Origin of the sequence: Bradyrhizobium sp. 22, from assembly GCF_000482425.1 — a bacterium.
In the GTDB taxonomy this organism is placed as follows: domain Bacteria; phylum Pseudomonadota; class Alphaproteobacteria; order Rhizobiales; family Xanthobacteraceae; genus Bradyrhizobium; species Bradyrhizobium japonicum_B.
The window spans coordinates 130,419-155,900 of record NZ_KI519401.1 but is presented as its reverse complement, the minus strand read 5'-3'; the positions used below and the strand labels follow the sequence as shown (position 1 = coordinate 155,900).

Below are 25,482 nucleotides of genomic sequence, written 5' to 3'. Positions count from 1 at the left end.
TTCAGACGCTCGATCGTCCTCCCAGAAACGCTTCGATGAAGGTCTGATCCGAAAGCAGCGCCGCGCCCGTGCCTTGCTTGACGACACAACCCAGGGAAAGAACGCATGCCTGGTCGGCAATGCGTAACGCCGCGTGCGCATTCTGCTCAACCAGAAGAATGCCTAGCCCGTGGGCGTCGCGCAGCTTAACGATGAGCTTGAATATCTCCGCGACGACGATGGGAGCCAGGCCCATCGAGGGCTCGTCCAGCATCAATAGCTTCGGATCTGCGATCAAGGCTCTACCGATCGCGAGCATCTGCTGCTCACCGCCCGACATCGTGCCCGCAGCCTGCGAGCGTCGTTCGATCAACCTCGGAAAGAGCTCGTAGACCCATTTCATCCGCTCCAGCACTCGCTCTCGGTCTAGGCCGTACCCGCCGAGCATCAGGTTTTCCTCGACGGCGAGTTCGGCGAAGATCCTTCTCCCCTCCGGCACGTGTCTTATCCCGGCACGAGCGATGACTGCCGGCGCCCTACCGAGAATAGAGTGTCCGCGGCAGAGAATGTCGCCGTCGCTGGGGCGGATGAAACCGGAGATAGTGTTCAGTAGCGTCGATTTCCCTGCGCCGTTCGCTCCGACGAGCGCCAGGATTTCGCCTTCTCGCACCGAGAGCGAAACGCCGTGCAATACTTCGACCGATCCATATCCCGCCCGCAGGCCGTCGACCTCCATGAGGGCCGTCATGCGACTTCCTCGACTATCCCGAGATATGCCGCGATTACATCCTTATCGGCCTTGATGGTTTCTGGCGCTCCTTCGGCCAGCTTTCGCCCGAAGTTCAGCACGACGATGTGGGACGAAATCGACATCACCATTCCCATATCGTGTTCCACTAGCAGGACGGCACGGCCATCGGCGGCGATGCTCACGAGGAGTGAAGCGAGTTCATCCGCCTCGCTCCGGTTGAGCCCTGCTGCCGGTTCGTCGAGCAGCAGAAGTTTCGGGTCTTGCGCGAGTGCGCGCGCGATTTCGACCCGGCGCTGATGGCCGTACGGCAGATCGGCCGCAGGCCGCCCCCACCATTCCTCGGAGACCCCTACCCGCGCGAGGCATGTGCCGGCGCGTTCGGCAAGTTCTTCGTTGTCGGCCATGACAAGCCATGGGCGGAGTAGAGAACCCAGCAGGCCATGCTTTCCGAAGCGATAGGCGCCCGCCATGACGTTCATCAGAACGCTCATGCCCTGGGCCATCTGCGGCGTTTGGTAGGTGCGGGCGATTCCGGCCCTAGCACGCATATATGCGGGCGTTCCCGCAAGATCGCGTCCATCGAGGCGTATCGTTCCTCGGTCGGCCGGGAGAACACCCGTGAGGAGGTTGATCAATGTCGTTTTTCCGGCCCCGTTCGGACCGATCAAGGCAGTCACCTCGCCGCGCGCCATGAAAAACGACACGTCTGCAACGGCGTGGACACCGCCGAAGCTTTTGGAAACGCCAGCGATTTCAAGGGTCGCTTGGAGCGTCATGCCGACTTCCGCCGGAACGTGAAAACGCGGAATAAGGTCTCGCCCAAGCCGTTCGGCGCGAACAACATGATCAAGATCATCGCGACCCCATAGACCACTTGCTTGGCTTGATCAAATCCTTCGAGGAGGTTCGGCAGGACTATGATAGCGAAGGAGCCGAACATGGCTCCCCAGATCGTGGACAATGAGCCGACGATCACCATCATTAGAAGCTCAATGGAAAGACCGACGCCGAAGGCGGAAGCATTGAACGAGCGGAGATAGAGCGCCAGGAGCCCTCCAGACAAGCCAGCGAGCGAGGCGGAAACGGCGAAAATCATGGACTTCGCCCGCGCCGTGTTCATGCCTATGCATTCGGCGACGAGCTCCGACGATCGCAGGATCATCAATCCCCGTCCGAACCGACCGTCGACGATACTGGCTGCTATCGCTGCGGCAAGGCAGAGCGCGAAAATCGACAGCCAGAAGACCACGCGCTCGTGGGCGAGACCCGCGAAGGCCATGCTCGGCAGATCGACGATCCCCGGATCGAGCCCGCCGGTCACATCGCGCACCTGTGCTGCTACCACGTAGAAGACCGCACCCAGCGCTAACGTACCGAGAGCGAGGTTATGTCCCGACAATCTCAGGATTGGACGAGCGATCAAAAATCCGAGGATGCCGGGTAGTACGACCGCTGCGGCCAGCGCGAACACGACAGGCAATCCCAGCCGCTGTAGACAGAACGCTACGGTGTAGGCACCGATCCCAACGAAGGCTCCGTGTCCGAGCGATACTTGGCCGGCGTAGCCGACAAGCAAAGTCAGCCCGACGGCCGCAACCGAATGAATCATCGACAAGATGATGACCGAACGGTGAAATTGGCTCGATACGCAGAATTCGACGAGTGCGAGTAAAGCGGCTACCAACGCCAAAATCTGCCAGTCGCGACGCAGCCTCGAAGTCTTGTGCAGTGTCATCGTCAGACCCTGCGCACGACGGCTTTTCCGACGAGCCCCTGAGGCCGCAGGATCAACACGAGTATGAGAAGCATAAAGCTTACCGCATCCTTGAAGCCAGATGCCACGAATCCCGAGGTGAGGCTCTCGACGAGGCCTATCAACAGGCCACCTACGACGGCGCCCAGCGGATTGCCTAATCCCCCGGCGACAGCGGCCGCAAAGCCTTTCAGTCCGAGAAAAATGCCGTTTTCGTAGAATGCCGCGGACATCGGAGCGAGCATCGCCCCCGCGAGACCCCCGATGGAGCCGGCCATGATCATGGCCAGAGCCGCCGTCCGCCTGGGTTCTATTCCGCAAAGCGCGGCCGCCCGAGGTTCCTGGCTCGCGGCACGCATGGCCTTTCCCAGCATCGTCCGGGAAAAAACGTACCAGAGCGCCGCGCTGACGACGACGAGAACCATAATGATCCAAAGCCCTTGGCTAGGGATGTAGACATTGCCGAGCAGCACGAGCGGGAGCACGCCGAATTCCGGCACGAAGCTGACATCCCTGCCGAAGGCGAGAGCAGCGGCGCCCCGCAATGCCAATGCCGACCCGATCGTCAACATGACGAGCGTGAGGGGATCTGAGTTTCGCGCCCCATCGAGCACGCCGCGCTGCAGGACCCACCCGACGAGCGCGCATCCGGCAATCGCGGCAAGGATTCCGACCGGGATCGGCACTTTCGCGGCGGCGACGAGTCCCGCCAGAAGCACTCCACCAAGCATCATAAATTCGCCGTTGGCAAAATTGATGATTTTAGTCGCATTGTAGACGATGGTGAAGCCCAACGCAGCCATGCCGTAGACGCAGCCTACGACGATGCCGGAGACCACCACTTGGAGAAACATATCCATCGAATCCTTCGGAGGGTAGCCGGGTGACGCGTGTGCGGTCGGCCGCGCCGATCACTTCACCACGACGAACTTCCCGTTCTGAATCTTGAGCATGACCATTGACTGAGACGACGCATCGAGGCCGTTGTGGTTGTCAGCCGTGAACTTAAATATGCCGTTCGCCCCCGGGAAGCTAATGCCGTCGGCCATCGCTTCGGCGAGTTTCGCGCGATCAATGCTGCCGGTCTTTTTCACCGCCTCCTCTACAAGCCTGAGCGCGTCGGCTGGATGACCGATGAACGTCGTGGCGTCCGACTTGTATTTGGTTTTGTAGTCCTCCGCGAGCTTGCTGACCACGGCACGCATGGGATCGTCCGCGGGAAGGCTCTCCGGTGCAAGGAGACGCATGGAAGATACGAACGAGTTCTCCGCGGCCGCACCGGCCTGCTCGATCAACTGAGGGCTTGCAGCTCCATAAGAATTATAGATTGGTTTGTTGAAGCCGACGGCGGCGGCGTTCTTGAGGATGATCGTCGGGCCGGGGTTCACGCTCCAGATAAGAAGCGCGTCGGCGCCGCTCGATCGAATCTTGAGAACTTGCGGTGTCATGTCCGTATCGCGCGGTCCGAATTCCTCGGCTGCGACTATCTTCATTCCGGTCTTGCTGGCGACTTCCTTCACCACGCTGGCACCCGCCTGACCATATCCGTCGTTCGAAGACAGCAGACCGATGGAATGGATGCCCTTGCTCTTCATAAAATCCAGAAGATGCTCGGCGACGATGCGATCGGTGGGCGGCGTCTTGAACACAAACGGTGTAGGCGGCACGACAACGGTTTCGGCGCCGGCCATCGAAATCAGCGGCACCTTCATCTCGTTCGCAACCGACCGGATGGCGAGACTTTCGCCCGTGGTCGACGGACCGATTACGACCGAGACGTTGTCGGAATCTGCGAGGCGCCTGAACTGCTGTGCCGCGAGGGTTCCGTTGCCCTCAGTGTCATAGAAGAAGGGCTTGACCTTATAACCTGACATACCACCGCGGGCATTGATCTGTTCGACGAGCAGCTCAAACACGTTTTTCTGCGAAGCGCCGAGGAACGCTGCAGGACCGCTTGCCGCCATCAAGGCACCGATCCGGATCTCCTTGTCCTCGGCGTTAGCCGGGAGGATCACTGTCGCGATGAGACCTGCCGCAAGAAGCGCTCTGCGTATCACCATGGTATTTCCCCCTTGTTTATCGATTGATCCCGGTTCAAGATCTTGCGCCCGCAGCATGCAGGGCCGCGATGTACCCGAAAGTCATTCCGGGACCCAGCGTGATGCCACCACCGGAATAGTTGCCTCCCAGCACGCTCGCCATATCGTTGCCGACTGCGTAGAGCCGGGGAATCGGACGTCCGTTCGCGTCGATGACTCGTGCGTGAGCGTCGGTGCGTAGGCCTGCGAAGGTACCGATGTCACCGGGAACGACGCGAACCGCGTAAAAGGGGCCGTTCGCGATCGGCGCCATACACGGGTTCGGCTTGACTTTTGGATCTCCATGAAAGCGATTGTACGCTGTCGATCCTTTTCCGAAGACCGAATCCGTTCCGGTGGGAACGTCGGCGTTCCATTTGGCGATGGTCCTTTCGAACTCGCCAACCTCGATGCCGGCATTGTTAGCGAGGTCGGCAAGCGTTTCGCCGACGATGAGATATCCCGAACGGATTGACGGACCAAGCGGCAGGGGCGCCGGCTTCACATGGCCCAACCCGTATTTTCGGATGGTCTTGTGATCGGCGATCAGAAATGCCTCGACGGGCTTGTCCGACGAACATGCGTGTTTCATGCCTTGGACGAAGTCATGATAGCTGTTCGACTCGTTAACGAAACGATGTCCCGCGCGCGTGACGGCGATCACTCCAGGTTTGCCGCGATCAATGAAGTGAGGGAACGGTCCTTTGGTGCCGTCTTCGCGCGGCACCAAGCTCGTCGGAGCCCAAGCCGCCGCATTCGGATAGCCTTTCACCGCGTTTCCGCCGACGGTCTCCCCGAGACGAATGCCATCGCCCGTATTGCCCGGGCTGGCTGCAGACCAATGCTCGTCGAGATCCGCGCGGTGGCCGTAGAGCGTTTGCCGACGAGCAATATCCAGAGGAAATCCGCCGCAAGCCAAGACTACACCGTGACGAGCGACGATATGACGAGAGCCTTTCGGCGTCTGAACCTCGGCACCCGTCACGGCCCCATTCTCGTCCTGAAGAAGGGCCTTAACCGGACTGTCCAGCCACAACTCGACTCCGAGATCTCGCGCGGAGCGGAAAAGCCTGGCGGCCAGAGCATTACCATTCGTCAGAAGCTGGCTTCGTCCCTTTAGGAGCCGATCGAAACCGTACTTCGTAAGGCGGCGCGCCACATAGACAAAGGATTCCAGACGCTGGGTAGCTCGGTAGAAGTGCCAAAGCTCTTTACCGGATCCAATGGCGAGACCAAACAGAGTGAGTTCGGGGCGCGGAGGCCGCAATCGCTCGATGTCTTCGCCCAGAATTTTAGCATCCACCGGTTTCGTGAGTATCGACCGGCCACCAGGTGTTCCGCCTGGGGCATCGGGGTGATAGTCCGAAAAAAGAGGGGAAGCCTCGAAACGGACGGCCGTCTTGTCTTGCATGAAGGAGACCATTTTCGGCCCGGCTTCGAGGAAGGCTTCGACCCGCTCCGCGTCGTAGTGATTGCCAGCTTCGTGACGCATGTATGCCCGCGCGGCATCCATGGAATCCTTGATGCCTTCGGCCGCATCCAGATGATTATTGGGTATCCACAGGTAGCCACCGGAGAGGGCTGTCGTTCCGCCGAAGACTGCCTCTTTCTCGACGACGATGACCTTCAGTCCGTGTTTGGCCGCGACTACGGCCGCCGTGAGTCCGCTTGCGCCCGATCCGGCGACGAGGAGATCGTATTCCAGAAGACTTTCGGGCATCGAACTTCCCTGCTGTCGACGTTGTGCTCTTGATCGGGACGCTGCGCTCAGTTCGCCAGATATCCACCGTCGACCGGGAGCATGACGCCGGTGACGTAGGAGGAGAGCCGCGAGGTCAGAAAGATGGCCGGGCCTACCAACTCGTCGGGTTCGCCCACTCGCCCCATGGGCGTGTGACGGAGGAAGCGATTGATGGCATCGGGATTGGCGCGCGTCGTTTCGGTCATCGGCGTGGCGATGACGCCCGGCGCGATCCCGTTGACCCTGATGCCGTGCTCTGCGAGATCGACCGCCAGGGCCGTCGTCAATTGCTTCACCGCGCCCTTCGAAGCCGCGTAGGCCGCTGAATTCTGGTAGGCAACGAATGATGCGATCGAGCCGATATTGAGGATCCGGCCCTTCGTGCGAAAGAGTTGGGGAAGCAGCGAGATCGCCATGGTGGCGCAGCCCCGGACGTTTATGGCTATCTGTTCGTCCAAGTGGTCGAGAAAAGCAGGATCGTCGGGAGGTGTCCGTCTAGTGATGCCGGCATTGTTCACAAGGATCGAAATGTCGCCGAAAAATTCTGCCGCGCGAGCCGCCGCCGCCTGACAGGCCTCTCGGTCTGCCACGTTCAATCCGATGCCGACAGCTCTCCCGCCAGCGCTCACTATAGCCTCGGCCACCGCCCCAACTCCTGCTGCATTCAGATCGGAAACGATCACGCTTGCACCGCTGGCGGCCATTCCTCGCGCTATCGCAGCTCCATTACCTTGGGCTGCGCCTGTGACGAAAGCGACGTCTCCTTCCAAGAGCCTGGAGACCGCTCCTCCAACCATGACGTTCCTCCCAAAGTGCGATCCATTTCGAAAGCTAGATTTTATATTGTGTAACATAATTCTTATATTGTAATTCTTATTTCCTTCTCGAAACGCGTCAAGAGGCTTTTTTGGTTTTGACAATTACCTTCGGTTTGGGCAGGCCGGTCGCATGCTGAGAGAGAATCGCGCGCAAACAAGGAGAAGCGCCTCGGAGTCGCCTCAACTCGGGATCCAGTCGGTTGAAGTCGCCGGCGACATCCTGAACGCCTTGATCCAAGCCGACGGACCTTTGAAGCTGGCGGAACTGGCGCAGCGCGCTGGGATGCCGTCCGCCAAAGCACATCGCTACCTGGTGAGTCTGATCCGGATCGGTCTTGCTACCCGCGACGGAGTATCGGCGCGCTATGACCTTGGCCCAATCGCACTACAGTTGGGCCTAAAGGGGTTCTCGAGATTCGAGCCGCTCCGGTTCGCGGAGGCGACCTTACGCGAAATCGTCGACCAAGTCGGCGAAACTGCCGCGCTGGCAGTTTGGGGGGAGAAAGGACCTACGATGATCCGCATCATCGAGGCCCGCCACGAGTTCGCTACGACGATTGCGCTCACCCATCATTGCCCGATGACCTATTCCGCAACTGGGCTACTGTTCTGTTCGTTCGAAGATGCCGCCAGAACCGATACAGTGATCGAGCGCGAACTCGAACAGAATCGGCGATCGGGAAGGCTGAACGTCCCGCACGATGGCGCCATCTTGGCTCGAGCGATCCAGGAAACCCGGGCGCGTGGATTTGCCTGCATGTCTGATGGAGGCGGCGACGGGTATGGGGCGGTGAGCGCTCCGGTGTTCGATGTGACCGGCAGCCTTTGCATGGCCTTGACAGTCTTCGGCCGAGCAAATCGGGTGGACGCAAGCCCAGATGGAGTCTTGGGCAAGGTGGTCGCCGATGCAGCCCGACGACTTTCCGGATCCCTCGGGTACAGAGAACCAGGCTCGAGCTGAGCGCCACGGACATTTCGCGAGCATCGACATCAAAACGGTCACCGCCGATGCTGGCTATGTCTACGCCAAGATTTTCGGCGCGATCGAGCGGCGCGGCATCGACGCACTATCAATGGCTTTCGAGAACCGCGTAAATCTGGCGACATCGTGCGCGCGGCGAGATTGGGCGGGAAGCTATTTCCTTGCGGATGGCGGAAGACGTTGTTTCCCCACGACGGGCTGGTAGCCGAGGCGGGGAGCTGTCCCCGGGTTGCGCAGCGCCCCGCCTCGGCGGATAGGGAACGGGTCCCTGAACAGACCAACAGGCGCGGCGCCGTCGTAACCCTGCAAAGTGAAGCGGAGCCGCGCCTGTACCCAATCCACCAACAGTCTGCGTGATCGGCAGACCGCGGATTGCGTGGCGCGCAGTATAGCGGCCATCGCGCATCCGTCGAGCCTCACGTCGGCCTCGTCTTCGGCATTTGCCGGGGATCGCCGATGCAGGCCGCAGGCCGCTTGTTCTTGTGTGCCCGTTGCCGGGCCCAGGTGCTGATCTGTGGCCGTTGCGATCGCGGCCAGCGCTATTGCACTGCCGAGTGCTCCAGGACGATGCGACGGGCGAGCGTGCGCGACGCCGGCCGGCGCTATCAACGCACCCGTCGCGGCCGCCATCTGCATGCGGCTCGCGCCCGACGTTACCGGGCCCGCAATAAAATCGTGACGCATCAGGGTTCACCCTGTCCGGCCATGGATGATGTAGTGCCGCCGGCCTCGATCGCTGTCGCCGGCGGACAACCGGCATGTCTCGAAGGCCCAGCGGCGACAGCGATTCGCGTTCATCACGATGCTGTCGCTGCTGCAGCCGGCTGCCACCGTTCGTGCGGCTCGACTTCGTGCGACGTCGCAGGCCCTCCCTCGATCCACCCGACTGACCACGGAGCGTGTTCGTGACTATCCCGGTGAACTGGAGGCCCGGATTCTGCGCCTGCATCACGTCGAGAAGTGGCGCTGCGGCACCATCGCGCGCCAGCTCCACTTGCATCACACGACCGTGCGTCGCGTGCTGCGCAGGCTGGACCGCCCCGGCATGGGCCGCAGTTGCGCTCCGCCATGATCGACCCTTATCTGCCGTTCATCCGGCAGACCTTGACCAAATTTCCCGACATCACCGCCAGCCGGCTGCATGCCATGGTGCGCGAACGCGGATACCAGGCGGCCCTGATCACACTGATCAGCTTGTATCGGCCAAGGCCAGCAGCCGAGGCCTACCTGCGGCTGCGCACGCTGTCTGGCGAGCAGGGCCAGGTCGACTGGGCTCACTTTGGCCATATACAGATCAGTCGCGCCCGCCGGCCGCTGATGGCCTTTGTGATGGTGCTTTCGTACTCGCGCGACATCCACCTGCGCTTCTTCCTCGATGCGCGAATGGAGAACTTTTTGCGCGGCCACGTCGGCGCCTTCAATACCTGGTGCGGCGTGCCGAGAGTCCTGCTCTACGATAATTTGAAGAGCGCGGTGCTCGAGCGCCAGGGGGAGGCAATCCGTTTTCATCCGACGCTCCTGGCATTCGCGGGCCACTATCGCTTCGAACCCCGGCCCGTGGCGGTTGCCCGCGGCAACGAGAAGGGCCGGGTTGAACGCGCGATTCGTCACGTTCGCGACGCCTTCTTCGCCGCGCGCAGCTTTACCGATCTGGCCGACCTGAACGCCCAGGCCGAGCACTGGTGTCGCGGCCAGGCGGCCGACCGGCCCTGTCCCGAGGATCGGACCATGACCATTCGGCAGGCCCTGGCTCAGGAATAGCGGCAACTGCTGCCGCTGCCGGAGAACCCCTATCTGGTCGAGGAGCAGTTGCCCGTAAAGGTCGGCAATCAGCGAGCGGAATGCTTGGAGCAAGGCGTATCACGGCGTCCACTGCGATGATGATTGGGCTTGGCGGCGCAATCACCGATACGCCAGCATCATCTGCAACCCGGAAAGGCGCCGGGTAGTTACCTTGCTGCCGGATCGTGAGCCCGCGACCGCCCAAGCCTGGCTGGCGGCTCATCCCACGATCTCGGTCGTCGCTCGCAATCGTGGCGGTGGATATGACTAAGCATGGGAATGTGCAAGCAGCATCGCGCCTCCGATGGCAACCAGCAGCGGAAAGGCCAGGGTCGCCCTTTGGTCTTTTTTGGGACTCGTTTGCACTCTCCATTCGAAAAAGTACGATAAGCAGCTCAAATATTCGATGCTGCGCCACCTCCACATCGCGCATCGATTCGAAAAAGCCGATCTGACCGATTGGCCACGCTTCTTCATCTGCGCGGAAAAACAAAAAGGCTGCCAGAGCCATGAAGAGCAGCGGCCAGTGCCGAGCCCATCTGCCCCATCTGGAGTGCTGAATCAACGCGAGAACGCCGATCAGCATGACGAAAATGCCAGCCCAATGGTGGTTGTATTCGGACCAGGCCACGTCTTCCGCATTGCGGGGCAATATAATGCCTTCTCCAGGCACATAAGCCCGGGGCCCTGGGATTCGCCGCGCATCCGCTTCAGCGATTTGGGCCTGCAACTGGTTAATCGTCAGTTGGTCCGAGCTGGGGCTGGTGAGGCGCGGCCATTGCGGCGAGAAGCGCTCGACAATTTCCGGCCAGGTAACCCTGTCCTGCACAAGGCCGATTGCCGGAGGCAAGGACGTAAGCGAGGCTGCAGCCAGCAAGACAGTTAGGCCAATGCCGATCTCGGCCTCCGCGAAACGCTTCAAACGAAGAATGGAGGTGGACGGATCGCGCTGTAGCTTTTCCACGATGAGGTAATTCGCTCCGCCGAGCCCGAGCAACATGAGGAGAAGTGCAATCTTGGTCGTCACCATGACACCGCAAGCCGTGCCATAGATCGCCTCAGGCACGCCGATGTAACCGAAGGCCATCAGCATCCCACTGCCAATGATGACTGTGACAGAGGTAAGCGATATAGCCGAATAACGTCGCCCAACAACTCTGCAATCGGTGCCGTCCCGAGAGAGACCCAACGCGAGAAGAAAATAGGGGAGGCCGCCGATCCAGATGGCTGCGCCGGTCATATGCAACGCATCTGCGAGTAGATAGGGCCAGCGCAAACCTGGGCGGCTCACCGCATGGGTCAAGGAAAGCTGTCCGGCCAAAGCCGCGACCGCGAAGCTGATCAGCGCTGCCGTTCGCCACCCGCTTTCTCGTCCACAGCTTAAGAGGCCGATGCAAAGCGCGGCCAGCGATGGCGATATCGGCCCGAGCGAAATCAGCATCGAGCGTATCTCGCCAGGGGAGATCCAAGGTACCGGCAAGCACCGCCGCGTTGACTATCAGAGTGCTGAGCGTGAAGATGGCGAAAGCGATGCTACTATTGGCAAGGATGATACGGCATCGCCTTCCTATTTCGGAGCTTTCAGTCGAAAGTCGTAAGCTCAAGGGCTGCCAAAGCAAAACTGTAAAACCGATGCCGCCAAGCGTGAGAGATTGCGCGATGAGAAATAAGCCGCGCAGAATCACCGAAAGAAAGCCAAAGATCTCAGGGAAGGATGACACAGCGAGCTTTAGCGGACGCTGAAGGGAATATCGCCGCGGGTGATGTGACCGTCCACGCTCAAGACTTGCCAACGCAGGTGCCAGGCGCCAATCGCAAGAATTCTGGCGTCCGCTTCGAGGCTGTGTGGTAAATCTGGATCAGTTTTCAAGATGATCTCTTTGCCATCGGCTGTATAGAGCCGCAGCTTCGAACGAGCATGATCGATGCGGCTGTTGAAACGAAGGCGGATTGCCACGTCGCCAGCGGCGACACTGGCATCGACCGCCGGGGAGGACTGTATGACGATTGCATGAGAAAATGCTCTTTGCGAGTAGAGCAGCAATAAGGCAAACGCGAGAAGTAGCGACAATCTCCAGCGGTTAGCTCTCTTATTGCCGGCGGAAGTCCCGTGCGAGATAGTCGTCCGTTAAGAAGCCGATTGCAGCGATGAGCGGTCGCTGATTGCAGCGATGAGGGCGCGCAGGATTAGGCACCAAAGAGCCCTGAGCCAGGCGAGGATGCGGCGGAAGTTGTGGCCGACGGCGGAGAGGATGACGTTGGCGGCATCGCCGGCGCGGCCTTTGAGGTAGCAGCGGCCGAGGTGACCATCGGTGTTCAGGTGTCCGATGATGGGTTCGATAGCGGAGCGGCGGCGCAGCTCGCGCTTGATGATACCGAAGACGCCGCGTTTTTGACCCGAAATGAAGACGCGACGGGGATTTTGCGCGTCGTGGCCGCGGTATCCCTTGTCGACATAGGCCCGCTCGATCGCGCAGCCGGTGAGCGTCTCGGTGCGGTCGATGACGTCGCGCAAGGTGTGACCGTCGTACGGGTTATCGGGCAGAGCCCTGGCGTGCAGCACGAAGAGGCCACCGGGAGCACGGCGGTTGTTGGTGACGATGGAGGCTTTGACACCGAACTCGTAAGGCGCGGCTGCTTTGCCCTTGCCGATGCACTCCACCTCCGGGGCGTGAAAGGAATAGAGCTTCCAGCCGCGCTGGCGCTGCTGCTGCGAGCGGATCTGCGAAGCCCGGCTGAGCGGGAGGGCGAGCGCGTTCTCGAGCGCAGCCTGACCTTCGATTTTGCGGCGGATATCGCGGATGATCCGGCCCAGCCGGCTGCGCAGAATGCGCAACTGCCGGTGATGCCGCTTGAATTGCTTGGCATGGGCGTAGCGCCCCGCCATCATGGCCGCGGTCCTGGCAATGCGAAGATAGGACTGCCGCAGCCTGACCCCGTGCTTCCTCGCCAGGCGGTTGAGCCCCTTGATCGCTGCGTGCAGCAGCTTGGCAGTACGCCTCCGACGGGGGCCGTCTTGCGTGAGGGGTGGCAATTCGCGAAGCGTGTGACCTTAAGTCTAACTTTAAGGTCATCAGGCGATGCGGGTCGAGGTTATGGGCGGGCTGGAGCGGCGGCGGCGTTGGTCGCAGGACGACAAGGCACGCATTGTCGAGGAGACGCTGGCACCGGGCGCGAAGGTAACGGAGGTTGCGCGGCGCAACGGAGTAGCGACCAGCCTGGTGTTTACCTGGCGTCGACAAGCGCGGACATCGGAACAAGTTGTACCATCTTTTACGCCGGTGCAGATCGCCGCCGTAGCGGCCTCGGCTGAAGAAACTGCGAAGCTTTTGCCTACGGTGGATGGCCGAGTTCGCTCGGCGGCAGCCGCGCGTACTGGATTGATAGAGATCGATCTCGGCAACCGTCGGTGCATCCGGGTGGATGCGCACGTCGATCCGGAGGCGTTGGCGCGGGTTCTCGATGTGCTTGGACGCCGATGATTGCTATACCGGGGAATGTGCGGGTGTGGCTCGCGACAGGCTACACGGATATGCGCCGAGGCTTTCCGTCTTTGGCACTCCAGGTACAGGAGGTGCTGCGCAAGGATCCGCTCAGCGGTCATCTGTTCGTCTTCCGGGGTCGCCGCAGCGATCTCGTGAAGGCGATCTGGCACGATGGCCAGGGAGCCTGCTTGTTCACAAAAAAACTCGAGAGAGGAAAGTTTATCTGGCCATCGGTTGCCGGTGAAGCGGTAACGATCTCGCCGGCGCAGTTGAGCTATCTGCTGTCCGGGATCGATTGGCGCAATCCGCAAGAAACCCAGCGGCCGACGCGGGTCGGATAGGTGTTTTGGGTTTGAGTTTGCGGCCTGATCTGATTCAATGGCTTCATGACATCGAAGCCGGACGATCTTCCATCGGACCTTGCGAGCGCCTACCTCGCGCTGCTGGCCGAGCGCGAGGAGTTGCGGGCTGAACGCGATGTAGCAGTCGCGGATGCCGCCAACGCGCGGGCGGAGCTGTCGGACAGCGAGGTGCTGATCGCTCATCTTGAGCTACGGATTGAGAAGCTCAAACGTGAACTGCACGGGCAGCGCTCCGAGCGCACGGCACGGCTGATCGAACAGTTGGAATTGGAGCTCGAAGAACTCGCCACCACGGCGAGCGAGGATAAGCTGGTTGCGCAGGCTGCCGCGGCAAAAACCCAGAGCGTTCGCCCCTTCATGCGCAAGCGGCCAGTTCGTCAGCCATGGCCGGACGGCATCGAACACGAGCGTGTCGTCATTGAGGCTCCAACGAGCTGCTCCTGCTGCGGTGGATCTCGGCTGGCGAAGATCGGGGAGGATGTGACCAAGACGCTGGAGGAGATTCCGCGTCGCTTCAAGGTGATCGAGACAGTACGTGAGAAGTTCACCTGCCGCGATTGCGAGAAGATCAGCCAGCCGCCCGCGCCGTTCCATGCCACACCGCGCGGCTTCATCGGTCCGCAATTGCTGGCGACAATCCTGTTCGACAAGTTCGGCATGCATATCCCGCTCAACCGTCAGAGCGTGCGCTTCAAGGCCGAGCGGATCGATTTGCCGCTGTCGACGCTGGCCGACCAGGTCGGCCACGGAACCTTCGCCGTCATGCCGCTGTTCCAGCTGATCGAGCGTCATGTGCTCGTGGCCGAGCGCCTTCATGGCGACGACACCACCATCCGCATCCTGGCGAAGGGCAAGTGCACGACCGGCCGGATCTGGACTTATGTGCGGGATGACCGGCCGTTCGCCGGGCCTGCGCCGCCGGCGGCGGTCTATTATGCCTCGGGCGACCGACGGGGCGAACATCCCCAGAAGCATCTGGCCGCCTTCGCCGGCATCCTGCAGGCGGATTGCTATGGCGGCTTCGAGCCGTTGTTCGACCCAAAAAGGAAAGCGATGCCGATCACGCCGGCATTTTGCCTGGCCCATGCGCGGCGGGGATTCTTCGAACTGGCCGACATCGAGAAAACGGCCAGGGAAGGCCGCAAGGGCAAACCGGTCTCCCCGATCGCGCTGGAGGCGCTCAGGCGTCTTGACGCCCTGTTTGAGATCGAGCGCACCATCAACGGCTGCAGTGCCGACGAGCGGCGCGCCGTGCGCCAGGAGCGGAGCAAGCCGCTGCTCGAAGACATGCACGCCTGGCTTCTGCGCGAGCGAGAAACCCTCTCGCGCTCCGCCGAGGTTCTGAAGCCCATGAACTACATGCTCAGACGCTGGGACGACTTCGCCCGCTTCCTCGACGACGGCAGGATCTGCTTGACCAACAATTGCGCTGAACGCGCTTTGAGAGGCATCGCCTTGGGGCGGCGCAACTGGACCTTCGCTGGCAGCCAACGTGGCGCCGACCGTGCCGCCATCATGCTGACGATGATCACTACTTGTCGTCTCAACGACGTCGATCCCAAGGCTTGGCTCGCCGACGTCCTGGCCCGTATCGCCGATCTTCCTGCATCGCGGCTGCACGAACTGCTGCCCTGGGAATGGAAGCTCCTGCGCCAAGCCGATAAGCCTGCCGGTCAGCAGGCCGCCTGACCTTCACCCAACCGATCATAGAGCTCACTTTGCCCACGCGCGTGCGTCAATCTGGCGGCCTTCGTCGTATGCGTACGCTTGGCGTCGGTCGGGAAGGTGATCGCCTTCGGCTGCACGGTGGTATCGACCGTGACACGCTTGAGGTCCTGGCTGCGTAACGCGCCGGCCTCGTGCGCCACCCGCAAGCTCTCGGCCAGCAACAGCTCCAGCTTGTCGCCGAGCCGCTTGCGCCAATGGCTCAGGTCCGAGCGCTCGTGCGGGAACGCGTGCTGGAAGAACTCTTCGCCGGTGAAGTACTGGAAATACGGGTCGTGGACCCAACGCTCGCACACCCCTCATCGGACAGGCCGTAAATGTGCTTGAGCAGCAGCAGCCCGATCACGAAGCGGGTCGCGATGCCCGGCCGACCGTTCTCGCTGTAGAGCGGCGCGATCTCGCCGTCGAGCCAGTCCCAATCGATCTTGCCGGCGAGCTGAACCAGCTCGTGCTTCATGTTGATGATCTGGTCCAGCCTGGCCCGGAACAGATCGCCCGATCCCGTCGTCCTGTGCTTCTTCGGTCGCATCGCCACCTCCGATACGACGAAGGAATCATGACTGGCGATTCGACGGAATCCTGAAAATGAAATTGCAAGGTTCCGATGCCCGACCCATCAAAACCCTGCAATCCCAAAACCATCCACAAAGACAAATGCGATTCTGGCTCAGTCGCTTAGCCGAACTTCACGGACGACGAGATAGGTTCGATACCTGCCATCATGTTCTCGTCTTTATCGAGCGAAACCGTTCCAGCGGATACTACTCGTTCTCACTTCTCTTGGAATAGCCTCTTTGCGACTTCTCACCAAAAGCGACGTCAAAAGACGCCTGTCGATCACCCGCAGGTGCTCGCCAAATCGGTGCCCGCGGTTGGCCGGCATCGCTACCCATCCAGCCAATGCTCGCGCGTTACGGGACATACGTGGCGTTACAGCCACAGTCTGCGGAGGGAAGCATATTGAACATCCCTTCCCGGCAGAAAGCCCCAACCATAATGAAGCAGAGCGCGCAAAGGCACACGGCAGGAGCCCGACGACAAAGCGTGCACCCCCGGCAATCGCAAGCTTGTATCTTGAAGCGGCGGGGGTATGTGCTGCGTGAGGGTGGGATATGCCCTACTTATCGCTGTCCTCGCTACCAGAGGCCGGCGGCAGGTCACCGCGCCGTGCATTCCTAAGTTCGGCTCGGGAGGGATAAAATACGGCGTGGCATTCCGGGCTGAGACGAGGCCCGGAATGACGCAAACAGGTGGCAATGGCGTTCGCATCCGGAATGTATTGTCCACACAAACGTAGCGCGTCTGGTGTGCAAGCCTCGCGTTGCGCAGCACTCCCCTCTTGTCCAAGCGCGGCGGAAGCGAACATAGCCCATGTCATTCAAATCTCCTCTGCACCACATGATGAACACTTGCTTTCGAAGTAAGTTCCGGGAGAGGCCCCATGTTGAGGAAGGAGGCTGCCTCCGCTGTTTCACCTCCTTTGAGGCGACTGTGGCTTCTAAACTATTCCATGACCATCGCATGATCACTCGGCGAAGAGCTGCCACCTCGCCGCAAAAGCAGAACCAACGGAATCGCCGCCAAGGATAGGACCATCATCAGTTTGAAATCATCAATATAGCTGATGATCGAAGCCTGCATTTGAACAAGCTGATCGAGTGCGGCTCGCCCCGTCGGGCTCCATGGGCTCAATGCATGCAAGACAGCGGAGTTATCGAATGCGCGATTGGTCGCCGTGACGTGAGCCGAAATGGTGGCATGATTGATCTGTCCGTTTCGGATCAAAAGATAGCATACGATCGATATTCCAACGCTCGAGCCCACGTTGCGCGACAAGTTGTACAGCCCCGTCGCATCTCCGCGCTTCTTTTCAGGAAGGGTTGAGAAGGTCACCGTCGTCAGAGGTACAAAGAGAAATCCCAGACCTGCACCTTGGATGAATCCGGTCAGCGCAATAGTTGCTTCCGAGACGTTTTGATTCCAGCCGGTCATGTCGTACATTGCCCAGGCAGTCAGCAACAGACCGATCATCAGCAGCCATCGGGTATCGACACGCCCGATCAGGCGACCGACCAGAAACATGCAAACCATCGTTCCCATACCGCGCGGCCCCATGACGATTCCGGCCGTCACGACCGGATACCCCATCAAGGTTTGCAGAAACGGCGTCAGCAACGCGAGCGAGGCAAGATATGTGATGCCAACGATAAAGATGAAAAGCATGCCTACCGCAAAATTGCGGTCGAGGAAGAGCCGCGGATCGACGAACGAATTGCCTGCTGCCGCCGTGAAGGTGTGGACGAGAAAAACGTAGAAGGCCGAAACTGCTACGGTCGCTTCGATCAGGATCTCCAGCGAGGAAAACCAGTCAAGTTGCGCGCCCCGATCGAGGAAGACCTGCATTGCAGCGATTGCAACGCTTAAGCTCCCGAAGCCGAGCCAGTCGAGCTTGGTGTTGCCCAGTTCCTTCTTCTCCCGCAAAAACGCAGAGATTCCGCCAAATGCCAGCGCCCCAATGGGAATATTGATGTAGAAGACCCAGCGCCAGCTAAAATGATCGGTGAGATAGCCTCCGATGATGGGTCCCAAAACGGGCCCTACCATGACGGAGACCCCGAACAGCGCCATTGCGGAACCCCGCTCCTTCGCCGTGTAAACATCGAGGAGAATGGACTGCGCGATCGGCACCAGCGCGGCACCGAAGAATCCCTGAAGCAGACGAAAGGCAACGATCTGAGACAGGGATTGCGCGATGCCGCACAGGACCGAAGCGACGACGAAGCCGGCGATCGCCACCAGCAGCACGCGTTGGCGCCCGAACTTGCTGGCGAGGAAACCCGAGGGAGGCGTCATGATCGCCGCTGCGACGATGTAAGAGGTGAGAACCCAATTTATCTGGTCCGCGCTGGCTGACACACTGCCCTGGATGTACGGAAGCGCCACGTTCGCAATGGTGGTATCCAATGCCTGCATGATGACCGAGAGAATGACGCAGGCAGTAATCGCTGGGCGATTGACAGGACGTGCACCCGACTGTGGGCTAGCCATTCGATGTCCTCGATGATCCAAACAAGTCGACCAGGAAGCTCGGAAATCCGCGCGGATGGCCTGTATCAATGCTAAGCACGACGCTCATCCCCACCCGGAGCGCCGGCTTTGCGGGATCGTTTTTAACCCAGACGCGCATCGGAATGCGTTGCACGACCTTCACCCAGTTGCCGCTGGTGTTTTCTGCCGGCAAAAGCGAAAAACTCGAAGCCGACGCGGGGCTAATACTGTCGACCGTACCGACCATTTGACCCCAGGATATGTGTCGACCTCGATAACCGCGTGTTGGCCCGGCTTGACGTACGTAAGCTCGGTCTCTTTCGGGTCTGATTGAATCCAGACATCATCGGTTGAGACGATGTTGAAACCAGTTGCAGCAGCCGCGAGATATTGTCCCGGCTGCAGCGATGGCACATTGGTGACAATGCCGTTGAAAGGCGCCCTTACAACCGCATGCGCCAGCTCGCGGGCGGCTTCGTTGCGAGCGGCTATCGCATCTTTGTACCGCGGATGGTCTTCGATTGGCGCATCGGGATTCCCATTCAGGTTGGCGGCAAGTCCAGCCAATTGCGCCTGCAATGAAGCCAGCTTTTGCTGTGCCCCTTCCAATGTATTGCGCGCCGCGTCGAAGGTCGCTTGTGGCGTGAAGTGACTGGCGAGGAGCTGTTGCTGGCGTTGGAAATTGACCGTGTTGAATTCGACATCCTTTTTGGCCTGCTCGACTTGAGCCTGCATATTCCGGTAACTCGCCTGCAACGCGAGTAAATCGTTTCTCGTGTTGCCAATTTGGGCTTCTGCCCGATCAAGAGCAAACTGGAATTGCTGGGGATCGAGCTTGAACAGAATGGCGCCCTTGGCGACTGTCTGGTTGTCATGCACCAGAATTTCACTGACGATTCCGCCGACATCGGTCGACAATCCCACCTTGTCGGCCTGCACATACGCGTTCTCGGTCGACATGGTCGCTCCGCCGGTCACGTAGTAATACGTCCCGATCACAAGCGCGAGCGGGAGCAAAGCAAACATCAGGGAGCGAAGTCGTGATTTTTGGGCAGGGGGACGCTTCGTCTCCTGGGAAGGTGGTTTTTCGGGAAGAGATTCTTCGGCCGATTTGCGAACTTGGGGACTGATGGACGGAGACTCTGACTGCGCCATCCATTCTTCTTTTTTTAACGAAGAACGCCCCGCTGCATGTCGCTCCATCGCATTACATCTCCGCACTGATCTTTAACTGGTCATACGATCGTTCAGTCCATTGGTCGAGCGACCGCTTCGCAGATCGCCTCCGCGTCGACTGCGTCGTTCTTGCCCCGCTTGATGTAGGGTTTGACATATCCTGCCGGCATCAGCCGAACGTCGTGGCCGAGCGCGGTCAGCTCCCGGCCCCAATGATGAGCGCTACCGCAGGCCTCCATGCCGATCAAGCAGGGCGACAACGCCTCGAAGAACTCGATCACCTCGGAGCGGCGAAGCTTTTTACGGGCGACGACCCTGCCGGTCTCGTCGACCGCATGAACCTGAGGGCCGTGTAACGGCTTCACCGGATCCACCGTCCCGGCGACGGGACTTCGGGCATCGGGCTTCAGTTCAGCCCGGTCGCGTTCTTGATCTCCTCGACGTGTTCTATGCTGTGATCGGGCCCGCTTCGGTCCATCGGTAAGTCGTGCCATCGACCCAGATCCGATGCAGGATCACTGCGAGCTTGTCAAACGCCATCCGGAACTGCCCCCTTTGCGTCATGAAGAACTGCCCCCACCATCGGGATTATGATCTCGGTTGAAGGTTGTTTCCGCCGGTGACGGGCCGGAGGGAGGCGGAGCCGACTGGAGGGCCGTCACCGGCGGTCGGCGTCTTTATAAGGCCGCTCTTGCGCTTGGCGCGGAGCCGGTAGCTGTCGCCGCGGATCGTCAGCACGTGACTGTGGTGGAGGAGCCGATCGAGGATCGCGGTGGCGACCACGGGATCCGCGAACACGGTGCCCCATTCGGCAACGCTGCGGTTTGAGGTGATCAGCATGGCGCCAGTTTCGTAGCGGCGGCTGACCAACTGGAAGAACAGATGCGCCGCGTCAGGTTCCAGCGGCAGGTAACCGAGCTCGTCGACGATCAGCAGCTTTGGCTTCGACAGGGCGAGCAGTTTCTCGTCCAGCCGTCGCTCGCCGTGCGCCTTGGCAAGGCCCGCGACCAGTGTCGTCGCCGTGGTGAACTGCACCGTGTATCCGGCCAGGATCGCCTCTCGTCCCAGCGCGATCGACAAGTGCGTCTTGCCGACGCCCGGCGGCCCGAGCAACAGCACATTCTCGCCGTTGGCGATCCAACGTGACGCGGCAAGGTCACGGATCTGCTTTGGATCGATCGACGGCTGCGCCTCGAAGTCGAAGCCAGCAAGCTCCTTCACAGCCGGGAAGTGCGCGAGCTTCAGCGCCATCTCGACGCGGCGATGATCCTTGCGTGCGATCTCGCGCTCGCACAGCAAGATCAGCGTCTCACGCGCCGACAGGTTCGCGCGCGCGGCTTCGTCGAGCAGGCTGTCGAGCTGATCGCGGATGCCGGAGAGCTGCAATCGCGCCAGCATGGCATCTAGCGGATCGTTCGTTGCTTCCATTGCCTTTTTTGCCCTCGCCATCAGAAGCTTCCTCCGACCATGGCTTCGTATTCGGCAAGAGGACGTAACAACGACGGCGGTGAGGACGGCGCCGGCACAGCGATCTCCGCCCGGCGGACCGCGCCATTGCGACCAGCAACACCATCGAGATGGGCGGAGTCGACAATCCGCAGCCGGCGACCCTCCGATTGCTTGTGGACCGCGACCTGGTGCAATCCATGGCGGATCCGCACTTCGCCGGCCGCGATCGTTACCGCCACGCGCTCGCCAATCAGGCGCCACGGTACCGAGTAGCTGTTCGTGTCGATCTCGACGGCGCAATCATTGCCGACGACGCGGGACAGTTCACGCAAGGATCCAAACGAGGGCTGCCCGCCGAGCGGCTTCAACCGATGTATCTCGTCACGCGCGAAGCGGATGATCGGCGTCTCGCCGGTCGTGCCGTGGATCCGAACGTTCGCAACCTCTCGCTCCCATCTGTCGAGATGCGCCTCGAATGCTTCCCAACTTGGGAAGGAATGACCGGCGATCGCGTTCTTCTTCACGTAGCCGACGCCGTTCTCCGTCTTGCCCTTCGTGCGCGCCCGATATGGCGCGCAGGCGCGAGGGCGAAAGCCCCAATGTTTTGCGAAGGCTATCAGCTTGTCGTTGAACTGAACCGACCGGCTCACTGCGTCGTGCCGCACGACAAGCGCGCGTGGATTGTCCATCAGCACTTCCTCCGGCACACCGCTGAAGGTCGTGAATGTGCTCTCGAGCCCGGCGAACCAATGCTCCTGCCTCTCGGCCCGGAACGCACGCACATGGAGCCTTCGCGAGTGTCCAAGCGTTGCCACGAACACGAATGCCTTGACTTTCGCCCCTCCGATCTCGACCAGGCGCTCCCCGAAGTCGATCTGCAGCTGCCGGCCCGGGGGCGTCTCAAACCGCGTCGTCGCCAGCGCCTCCGCTTTCAGCGCCTGGCGATAGGGCTGCACGGCGCGTTGCAGTGTCCGCCGGCTGACGGCCACGCCTTTCTCGGCCAGCAGGTCCTGTCGCACCACGTCGGCATTGCCGCGATGCCGAATGAGCCTCTCGCGCAGCCAACCCTCAAGGCCGTCGAGACGCTTCGGCCGCTCAGGCGACTTGAACGGCTTCACCCCGCCCGCCGCCAAGTAGTCCTTCACCGTGTGGTGGCTGCAGCCCAGCTGCCGCGCAATCCGCTTCACACCCCACCCGCACGCCCTCAGGCGCATCATCTCCGCCACGTCATCCGGCGTCTTCATCATCTGCCCCCGTGGATCATTCCACGGCGAGCCTTCAGTGATTCGTTCCCGCTTCATTCACTCTCTCCTCAGCTATCCAAGGAGGGGGCAATCCCTTGTGACGCTGAGGGGGCAGTTTTCCATGGCGCGCGACAGCGAGCTTGCGCGCCAGGGCGACTTTTGCGCGCTTCGAGCCTCTTCGCTTGGCGACATCCATCCCCCAGCGCTTGAGTTTTGAGAACCGCGTGATGCGCGATAGCAGAACGTTCGCGGCTTCATACAACACCGTCCGCACCGTCTCATCGCCAGCAAGCGTGATTCCGCCCGTGACGTCCTTTTCTCCCGATTGATACTTCTTTGGCGTGAGCCCGAACAGCGCGCCTGCTGCCTTTGATTTTACGATACGATGAGGATCATCAATCGCCGATTTGTAGGTGATGGCAACTAGGGGACCAACGCCTGGGACTGTCATAAGCCGGCGGCAGACCGCATCGTCGCGCACAATTGCCAGCACAGCCTTGTGTAGCCTTCCGTATTCTGCCTTCAGGGCTGACCGCGCCGAAAGCATCGCACCGGCAATGCGCTCCAATGTCGCCTGACCCGCAACCAACTCTCGAATCCGCGCTTCGAAATTCCTTCTCGTCACCGGGCCAGTCTTCAGACCGAAGCCGCGCAAAATCCCTCGGATACTTAATTCTACATCGATCAGCCGCCCGAGAAGCTGTTTGCGTGCGATCAGGAGTGCCCGGATTTCTTGCGCATCGACCGACTTTGCGTGCACCGGCCGAAACCATCCCATCCGGATCAACTGGGCGATCCCGCGCGCATCCTTGCGGTCCGTCTTGACCGTCATTGCAGACAATGCGGCCTTCACGTGCCGCGTTTCCAGCAGAACCGTCTCAAATCCTGCGCCTTTCAGGCCCGCATGCAGCCATTGTGACAGCGGTCCAGCCTCGAGCCCAATACGCTTCATTGCAAAGCCGAGCGTCTCAAAAAACTCAACCAAGGCGTCGGGTTCGCTTGCGACCTTCGCTTCCTTCAAGACCTTGCCCTGGGCGTCCACAACGCACACGCTCGACAGTTCCAATGACACGTCGATTCCGGCATAATTTTCCACGGCTGTCCTCCGTCTCCAGATGCTTGGGGCCGACTCAAGTCCTGACCCCGTTTCATCATCTATCGGGGGACAGCCACCATCATGACCCCTTGCTCGGAGCCGGGCCCATTACGGCATCTAGTTGGAGTCGACCTGAATCGGGGATTCCCGGTTTAGGGCCGGCATATCGTCTATCCGGCTGCAATCCAGGGGAGCTCAACCATCATTCATGTGAGCTTCAATCTCTGCCTGGCGCGCGCGCTTTAGTACCGCCTGGCGAAGCGCCCAAACGGCAGGAGCTTTGCCTTGTCCCTGAGTTGACGTGCTTCTTTCAAGCAGGCGTTCTTTGCGGGAGTCGGACATCTCTGCTCCGTTCCTGGATAGGCCGAGCGCGATCATCGTCCTACCGCCGAGAGTAGCCAACGGCAGAGCAGCGATGTGTGGCAACCTCCAAGCCTTGCGCTAGTTCCACCCTGCGATGCCCATGGTCGAATCGGAACGGCCGATCACTGTGTGGGTTGTTGAAAGAGGTCCTCCAATGCCCCAACATACTGTCTTAGTTGTAGATGATGATGCAAATTGTCCTCGACGTAATGGCGGACATGTTGGAAGACTTGGGCTGCGAAGTCATTTGTGCGCATAGTGGCGCTGAAGCTCTGGATGTGCTTCGCAGAACTCAGCGAATTTCGATCACCGACATCAACATGCCGGAAATGGACGGACACGAGCTTGCAGAAGGGGCCACGCGGCTGCGTCCGGCTCTCAAGGTCTTGCAGCTATCGGGACGTGAGAAACGGCGTGATGGCTTTCCTTTGCTGCGAAAACCTTTTTCGCAAGATGACCTTGCTCAGGTAATGCAAAAGACCACAGGTGTTTGCTAGCCCAAAAGGCGCGATAAACAATGAGCAAGTTGATCGATCGGAGACGGCTTTTGGAGGGAGAGGTGATCCTTGAAGGCCTCCGGAACACCCTCCGCGCCGTACCCGCTAGCGAATGCAAAAGGCACTCCATGCTCGCTTAGTACCTGAGCAATGGCTTCAGAACTGTCGTTGCCGAGTTTCACATCTAGAATGGCAGCACGATGCCGGCTGCGCAAGCGAGCTCCAGGCCGGTCGCCAGATTGCTGGCTTCGCCGGCCACGGTGACCGAGTTCGCTCAACATATCCGCGATCATCATCCGGATAAGGGATTCGTCTTCTACAAGCGGTACCGATGCCATCCGGATCCCCCGAAGGATCATCCGGTCGGATTACCGCAACCTATTAGCGCTAAGCTTTTGGCCTAACGTTGGCCGGATGTCTATGAGCCCTTCCATTTCACGCTGGCTGCGAAGGCCTTCAGACCTTCGGACCGTAATTCGGTCAGGGTGTGCTTGCCCGCTTCGGCGGCGTCAAGAAGTTGTTGAGCTACCCGATTGCGTAGTTCGTGGTCGCCGCGTTAGGCAGCTGCCGGCAAACTTTCTCAAGAATAACTTCGATGTTCGACTTTACTCGGTCGGACAGCGTCATCTTACTTCGTTCCGCTTGGGGAACTATTCACGATGATATCTGTTCTGGAGTGAAGGCCGGGCTATGCCCCATTATGCGTTGCAGCAAGGAGTTTGCATGGTCGGGAAGCGGCGACGCATCAAACATAGCAAGTCCTTCAAAGAGCGCCTCCTTGAAGAAGCTGCAAAATTTCGGGACGCCGCAGAGCAACTGCCCCCCGGCTTCGAGCGAGAGCTATTGATGAAGCGTGTCCGCCAGGCCGAGGCCGCTACGCAGTTCGAGGACTGGCTGCGGTCTCCCGGGGCCCCGGCGTCTAAAGTATCAGGCGCACTCAAGAAACTCTCGCGTAAGGCCACCAAGGCAGACGCTGCCCCTGCCCCGACGCTTACACATCGATAGACCCCCGCGGGTCACTTCAAATTCCTCCGGGTGCGGTCAGTCAAACTCCTCCACCCCAAGGCAGGACAGAAGTGGATTGTTAGTTTGACATTGTTTCGCGGGCAAGAGCTTCAGCGGCCTCTTTGAGCCGATAGCTGCGTCCGTCGAA

At 60.3% G+C, this 25,482-nt stretch carries 20 protein-coding genes and 6 pseudogenes; 9 read left to right on the top strand and 17 right to left on the bottom strand.

The genetic code is table 11. The annotated features are described in order from the left end of the window. Position 1 precedes the first annotated feature (1 nt). Genes K410_RS0135135 through K410_RS0135105 form a run of 7 tightly spaced genes read right to left on the bottom strand, consistent with a single transcriptional unit; the run spans position 2 to position 7,099 of the window. Positions 2 to 727 carry an ABC transporter ATP-binding protein gene (locus K410_RS0135135; protein WP_028139116.1) on the bottom strand — a complete coding sequence of 242 codons (726 nt, stop codon included), beginning with the start codon at positions 725 to 727 and terminating at the stop codon, positions 2 to 4. Further along, entirely contained in the window at positions 724 to 1,506 is a 783-nt protein-coding gene (locus K410_RS0135130) for an ABC transporter ATP-binding protein (RefSeq protein ID WP_024342770.1), read from the bottom strand. Before K410_RS0135130 ends, K410_RS0135135 begins: the two co-directional genes overlap by 4 nt. After that, the gene (locus tag K410_RS0135125) at positions 1,503 to 2,465 is read right to left on the bottom strand and encodes a branched-chain amino acid ABC transporter permease (protein WP_024342769.1); all 963 of its coding nucleotides are present in this window, start codon (positions 2,463 to 2,465) and stop codon (positions 1,503 to 1,505) included. Before K410_RS0135125 ends, K410_RS0135130 begins: the two co-directional genes overlap by 4 nt. Positions 2,466 to 2,467: 2 nt before the next feature. After that, positions 2,468 to 3,343, bottom strand: coding sequence for a branched-chain amino acid ABC transporter permease (locus K410_RS0135120; protein ID WP_024342768.1), 876 nt, complete (start codon positions 3,341 to 3,343; stop codon positions 2,468 to 2,470). A gap of 51 nt (positions 3,344 to 3,394) precedes the next feature. Beyond that, the gene (locus K410_RS37785) at positions 3,395 to 4,543 is read right to left on the bottom strand and encodes an ABC transporter substrate-binding protein (protein ID WP_024342767.1); all 1,149 of its coding nucleotides are present in this window, start codon (positions 4,541 to 4,543) and stop codon (positions 3,395 to 3,397) included. A gap of 34 nt (positions 4,544 to 4,577) precedes the next feature. Next, entirely contained in the window at positions 4,578 to 6,281 is a 1,704-nt protein-coding gene (locus tag K410_RS0135110) for an FAD-dependent oxidoreductase (protein WP_024342766.1), read from the bottom strand. Between the two features lie 47 nt (positions 6,282 to 6,328). Beyond that, a complete protein-coding gene (locus K410_RS0135105; protein ID WP_024342765.1) occupies positions 6,329 to 7,099 on the bottom strand; it encodes an SDR family NAD(P)-dependent oxidoreductase in 771 nt (256 codons plus the stop codon). A 151-nt stretch (positions 7,100 to 7,250) separates the two neighbouring features. On the opposite strand from K410_RS0135105, the gene K410_RS0135100 reads away from it, so the two are divergent. From K410_RS0135100 to K410_RS41165, 5 genes and pseudogenes are all read left to right on the top strand, one after another. Then, positions 7,251 to 8,081 carry an IclR family transcriptional regulator gene (locus tag K410_RS0135100; protein WP_024342764.1) on the top strand — a complete coding sequence of 277 codons (831 nt, stop codon included), beginning with the start codon at positions 7,251 to 7,253 and terminating at the stop codon, positions 8,079 to 8,081. After that, on the top strand, positions 8,026 to 8,307 hold the full coding sequence (locus K410_RS40135; RefSeq protein WP_155248752.1) for a hypothetical protein: 282 nt from the start codon (positions 8,026 to 8,028) through the stop codon (positions 8,305 to 8,307). Before K410_RS0135100 ends, K410_RS40135 begins: the two co-directional genes overlap by 56 nt. 597 nt (positions 8,308 to 8,904) lie before the next feature. Next, positions 8,905 to 9,174, top strand: coding sequence for a helix-turn-helix domain-containing protein (locus K410_RS40860; RefSeq protein ID WP_210163721.1), 270 nt, complete (start codon positions 8,905 to 8,907; stop codon positions 9,172 to 9,174). Beyond that, positions 9,171 to 9,863, top strand: coding sequence for an IS21 family transposase (istA, locus tag K410_RS0135095; RefSeq protein WP_245265958.1), 693 nt, complete (start codon positions 9,171 to 9,173; stop codon positions 9,861 to 9,863). Before K410_RS40860 ends, istA (K410_RS0135095) begins: the two co-directional genes overlap by 4 nt. A 118-nt stretch (positions 9,864 to 9,981) precedes the next feature. Further along, positions 9,982 to 10,149 (top strand): annotated as a pseudogene (locus tag K410_RS41165) (ISL3 family transposase); the annotation flags it as partial. A gap of 651 nt (positions 10,150 to 10,800) precedes the next feature. Here K410_RS41165 and K410_RS41160 read toward each other — a convergent pair. From K410_RS41160 to K410_RS37780, 3 genes and pseudogenes are all read right to left on the bottom strand, one after another. After that, positions 10,801 to 10,977 (bottom strand): annotated as a pseudogene (locus K410_RS41160) (copper resistance D family protein); the annotation flags it as partial. Between the two features lie 636 nt (positions 10,978 to 11,613). Further along, positions 11,614 to 11,955, bottom strand: a complete 342-nt coding sequence (locus tag K410_RS0135090) for a copper resistance CopC family protein (protein ID WP_028139113.1) — start codon at positions 11,953 to 11,955, stop codon at positions 11,614 to 11,616. A 57-nt stretch (positions 11,956 to 12,012) separates the two neighbouring features. Then, a pseudogene (locus K410_RS37780) lies at positions 12,013 to 12,876 on the bottom strand (IS5 family transposase); the annotation flags it as partial. A gap of 88 nt (positions 12,877 to 12,964) precedes the next feature. Here K410_RS37780 and tnpA point away from each other — a divergent pair. Genes tnpA through tnpC form a run of 3 tightly spaced genes read left to right on the top strand, consistent with a single transcriptional unit; the run spans position 12,965 to position 15,420 of the window. Further along, positions 12,965 to 13,366 carry an IS66-like element accessory protein TnpA gene (gene tnpA / locus K410_RS0135080; protein ID WP_028133142.1) on the top strand — a complete coding sequence of 134 codons (402 nt, stop codon included), beginning with the start codon at positions 12,965 to 12,967 and terminating at the stop codon, positions 13,364 to 13,366. 23 nt (positions 13,367 to 13,389) lie between these two features. Then, positions 13,390 to 13,710, top strand: coding sequence for an IS66 family insertion sequence element accessory protein TnpB (gene tnpB / locus K410_RS0135075; RefSeq protein WP_433994191.1), 321 nt, complete (start codon positions 13,390 to 13,392; stop codon positions 13,708 to 13,710). Positions 13,711 to 13,755: 45 nt separating this feature from the next. Continuing rightward, on the top strand, positions 13,756 to 15,420 hold the full coding sequence (tnpC, locus tag K410_RS0135070; protein ID WP_028133140.1) for an IS66 family transposase: 1,665 nt from the start codon (positions 13,756 to 13,758) through the stop codon (positions 15,418 to 15,420). Between the two features lie 68 nt (positions 15,421 to 15,488). Here the strand turns inward: tnpC and K410_RS0135060 are convergent. The 7 genes and pseudogenes from K410_RS0135060 to K410_RS37775 all read right to left on the bottom strand — a co-directional run. Beyond that, positions 15,489 to 15,985, bottom strand: a pseudogene (locus K410_RS0135060) (transposase); the annotation flags it as partial. Positions 15,986 to 16,959: 974 nt separating this feature from the next. Continuing rightward, on the bottom strand, positions 16,960 to 18,504 hold the full coding sequence (locus K410_RS0135055) for a DHA2 family efflux MFS transporter permease subunit (RefSeq protein ID WP_024343493.1): 1,545 nt from the start codon (positions 18,502 to 18,504) through the stop codon (positions 16,960 to 16,962). Then, positions 18,497 to 19,707, bottom strand: a pseudogene (locus K410_RS0135050) (HlyD family secretion protein). The gene K410_RS0135055 and the pseudogene K410_RS0135050 overlap by 8 nt, the downstream one beginning before the upstream one ends. A gap of 53 nt (positions 19,708 to 19,760) precedes the next feature. Beyond that, positions 19,761 to 20,054: pseudogene (locus K410_RS0135045) on the bottom strand (IS110 family transposase); the annotation flags it as partial. 214 nt (positions 20,055 to 20,268) lie between these two features. Further along, positions 20,269 to 21,129: an IS21-like element helper ATPase IstB gene (gene istB, locus K410_RS0135035; RefSeq protein ID WP_028139087.1), complete on the bottom strand. Its 861-nt coding sequence runs from the start codon at positions 21,127 to 21,129 to the stop codon at positions 20,269 to 20,271. After that, complete coding sequence (gene istA / locus K410_RS0135030) at positions 21,129 to 22,430, bottom strand: IS21 family transposase (protein ID WP_049820478.1); 1,302 nt, start codon at positions 22,428 to 22,430, stop codon at positions 21,129 to 21,131. Before istA (K410_RS0135030) ends, istB begins: the two co-directional genes overlap by 1 nt. Continuing rightward, entirely contained in the window at positions 22,408 to 23,469 is a 1,062-nt protein-coding gene (locus K410_RS37775) for an IS110 family RNA-guided transposase (protein WP_349509815.1), read from the bottom strand. Before K410_RS37775 ends, istA (K410_RS0135030) begins: the two co-directional genes overlap by 23 nt. Positions 23,470 to 24,014: 545 nt before the next feature. Between K410_RS37775 and K410_RS0135020 the strand changes: the two genes are divergently transcribed. Then, a complete protein-coding gene (locus tag K410_RS0135020; protein ID WP_245269626.1) occupies positions 24,015 to 24,329 on the top strand; it encodes a response regulator in 315 nt (104 codons plus the stop codon). Positions 24,330 to 25,482 lie beyond the last annotated feature (1,153 nt).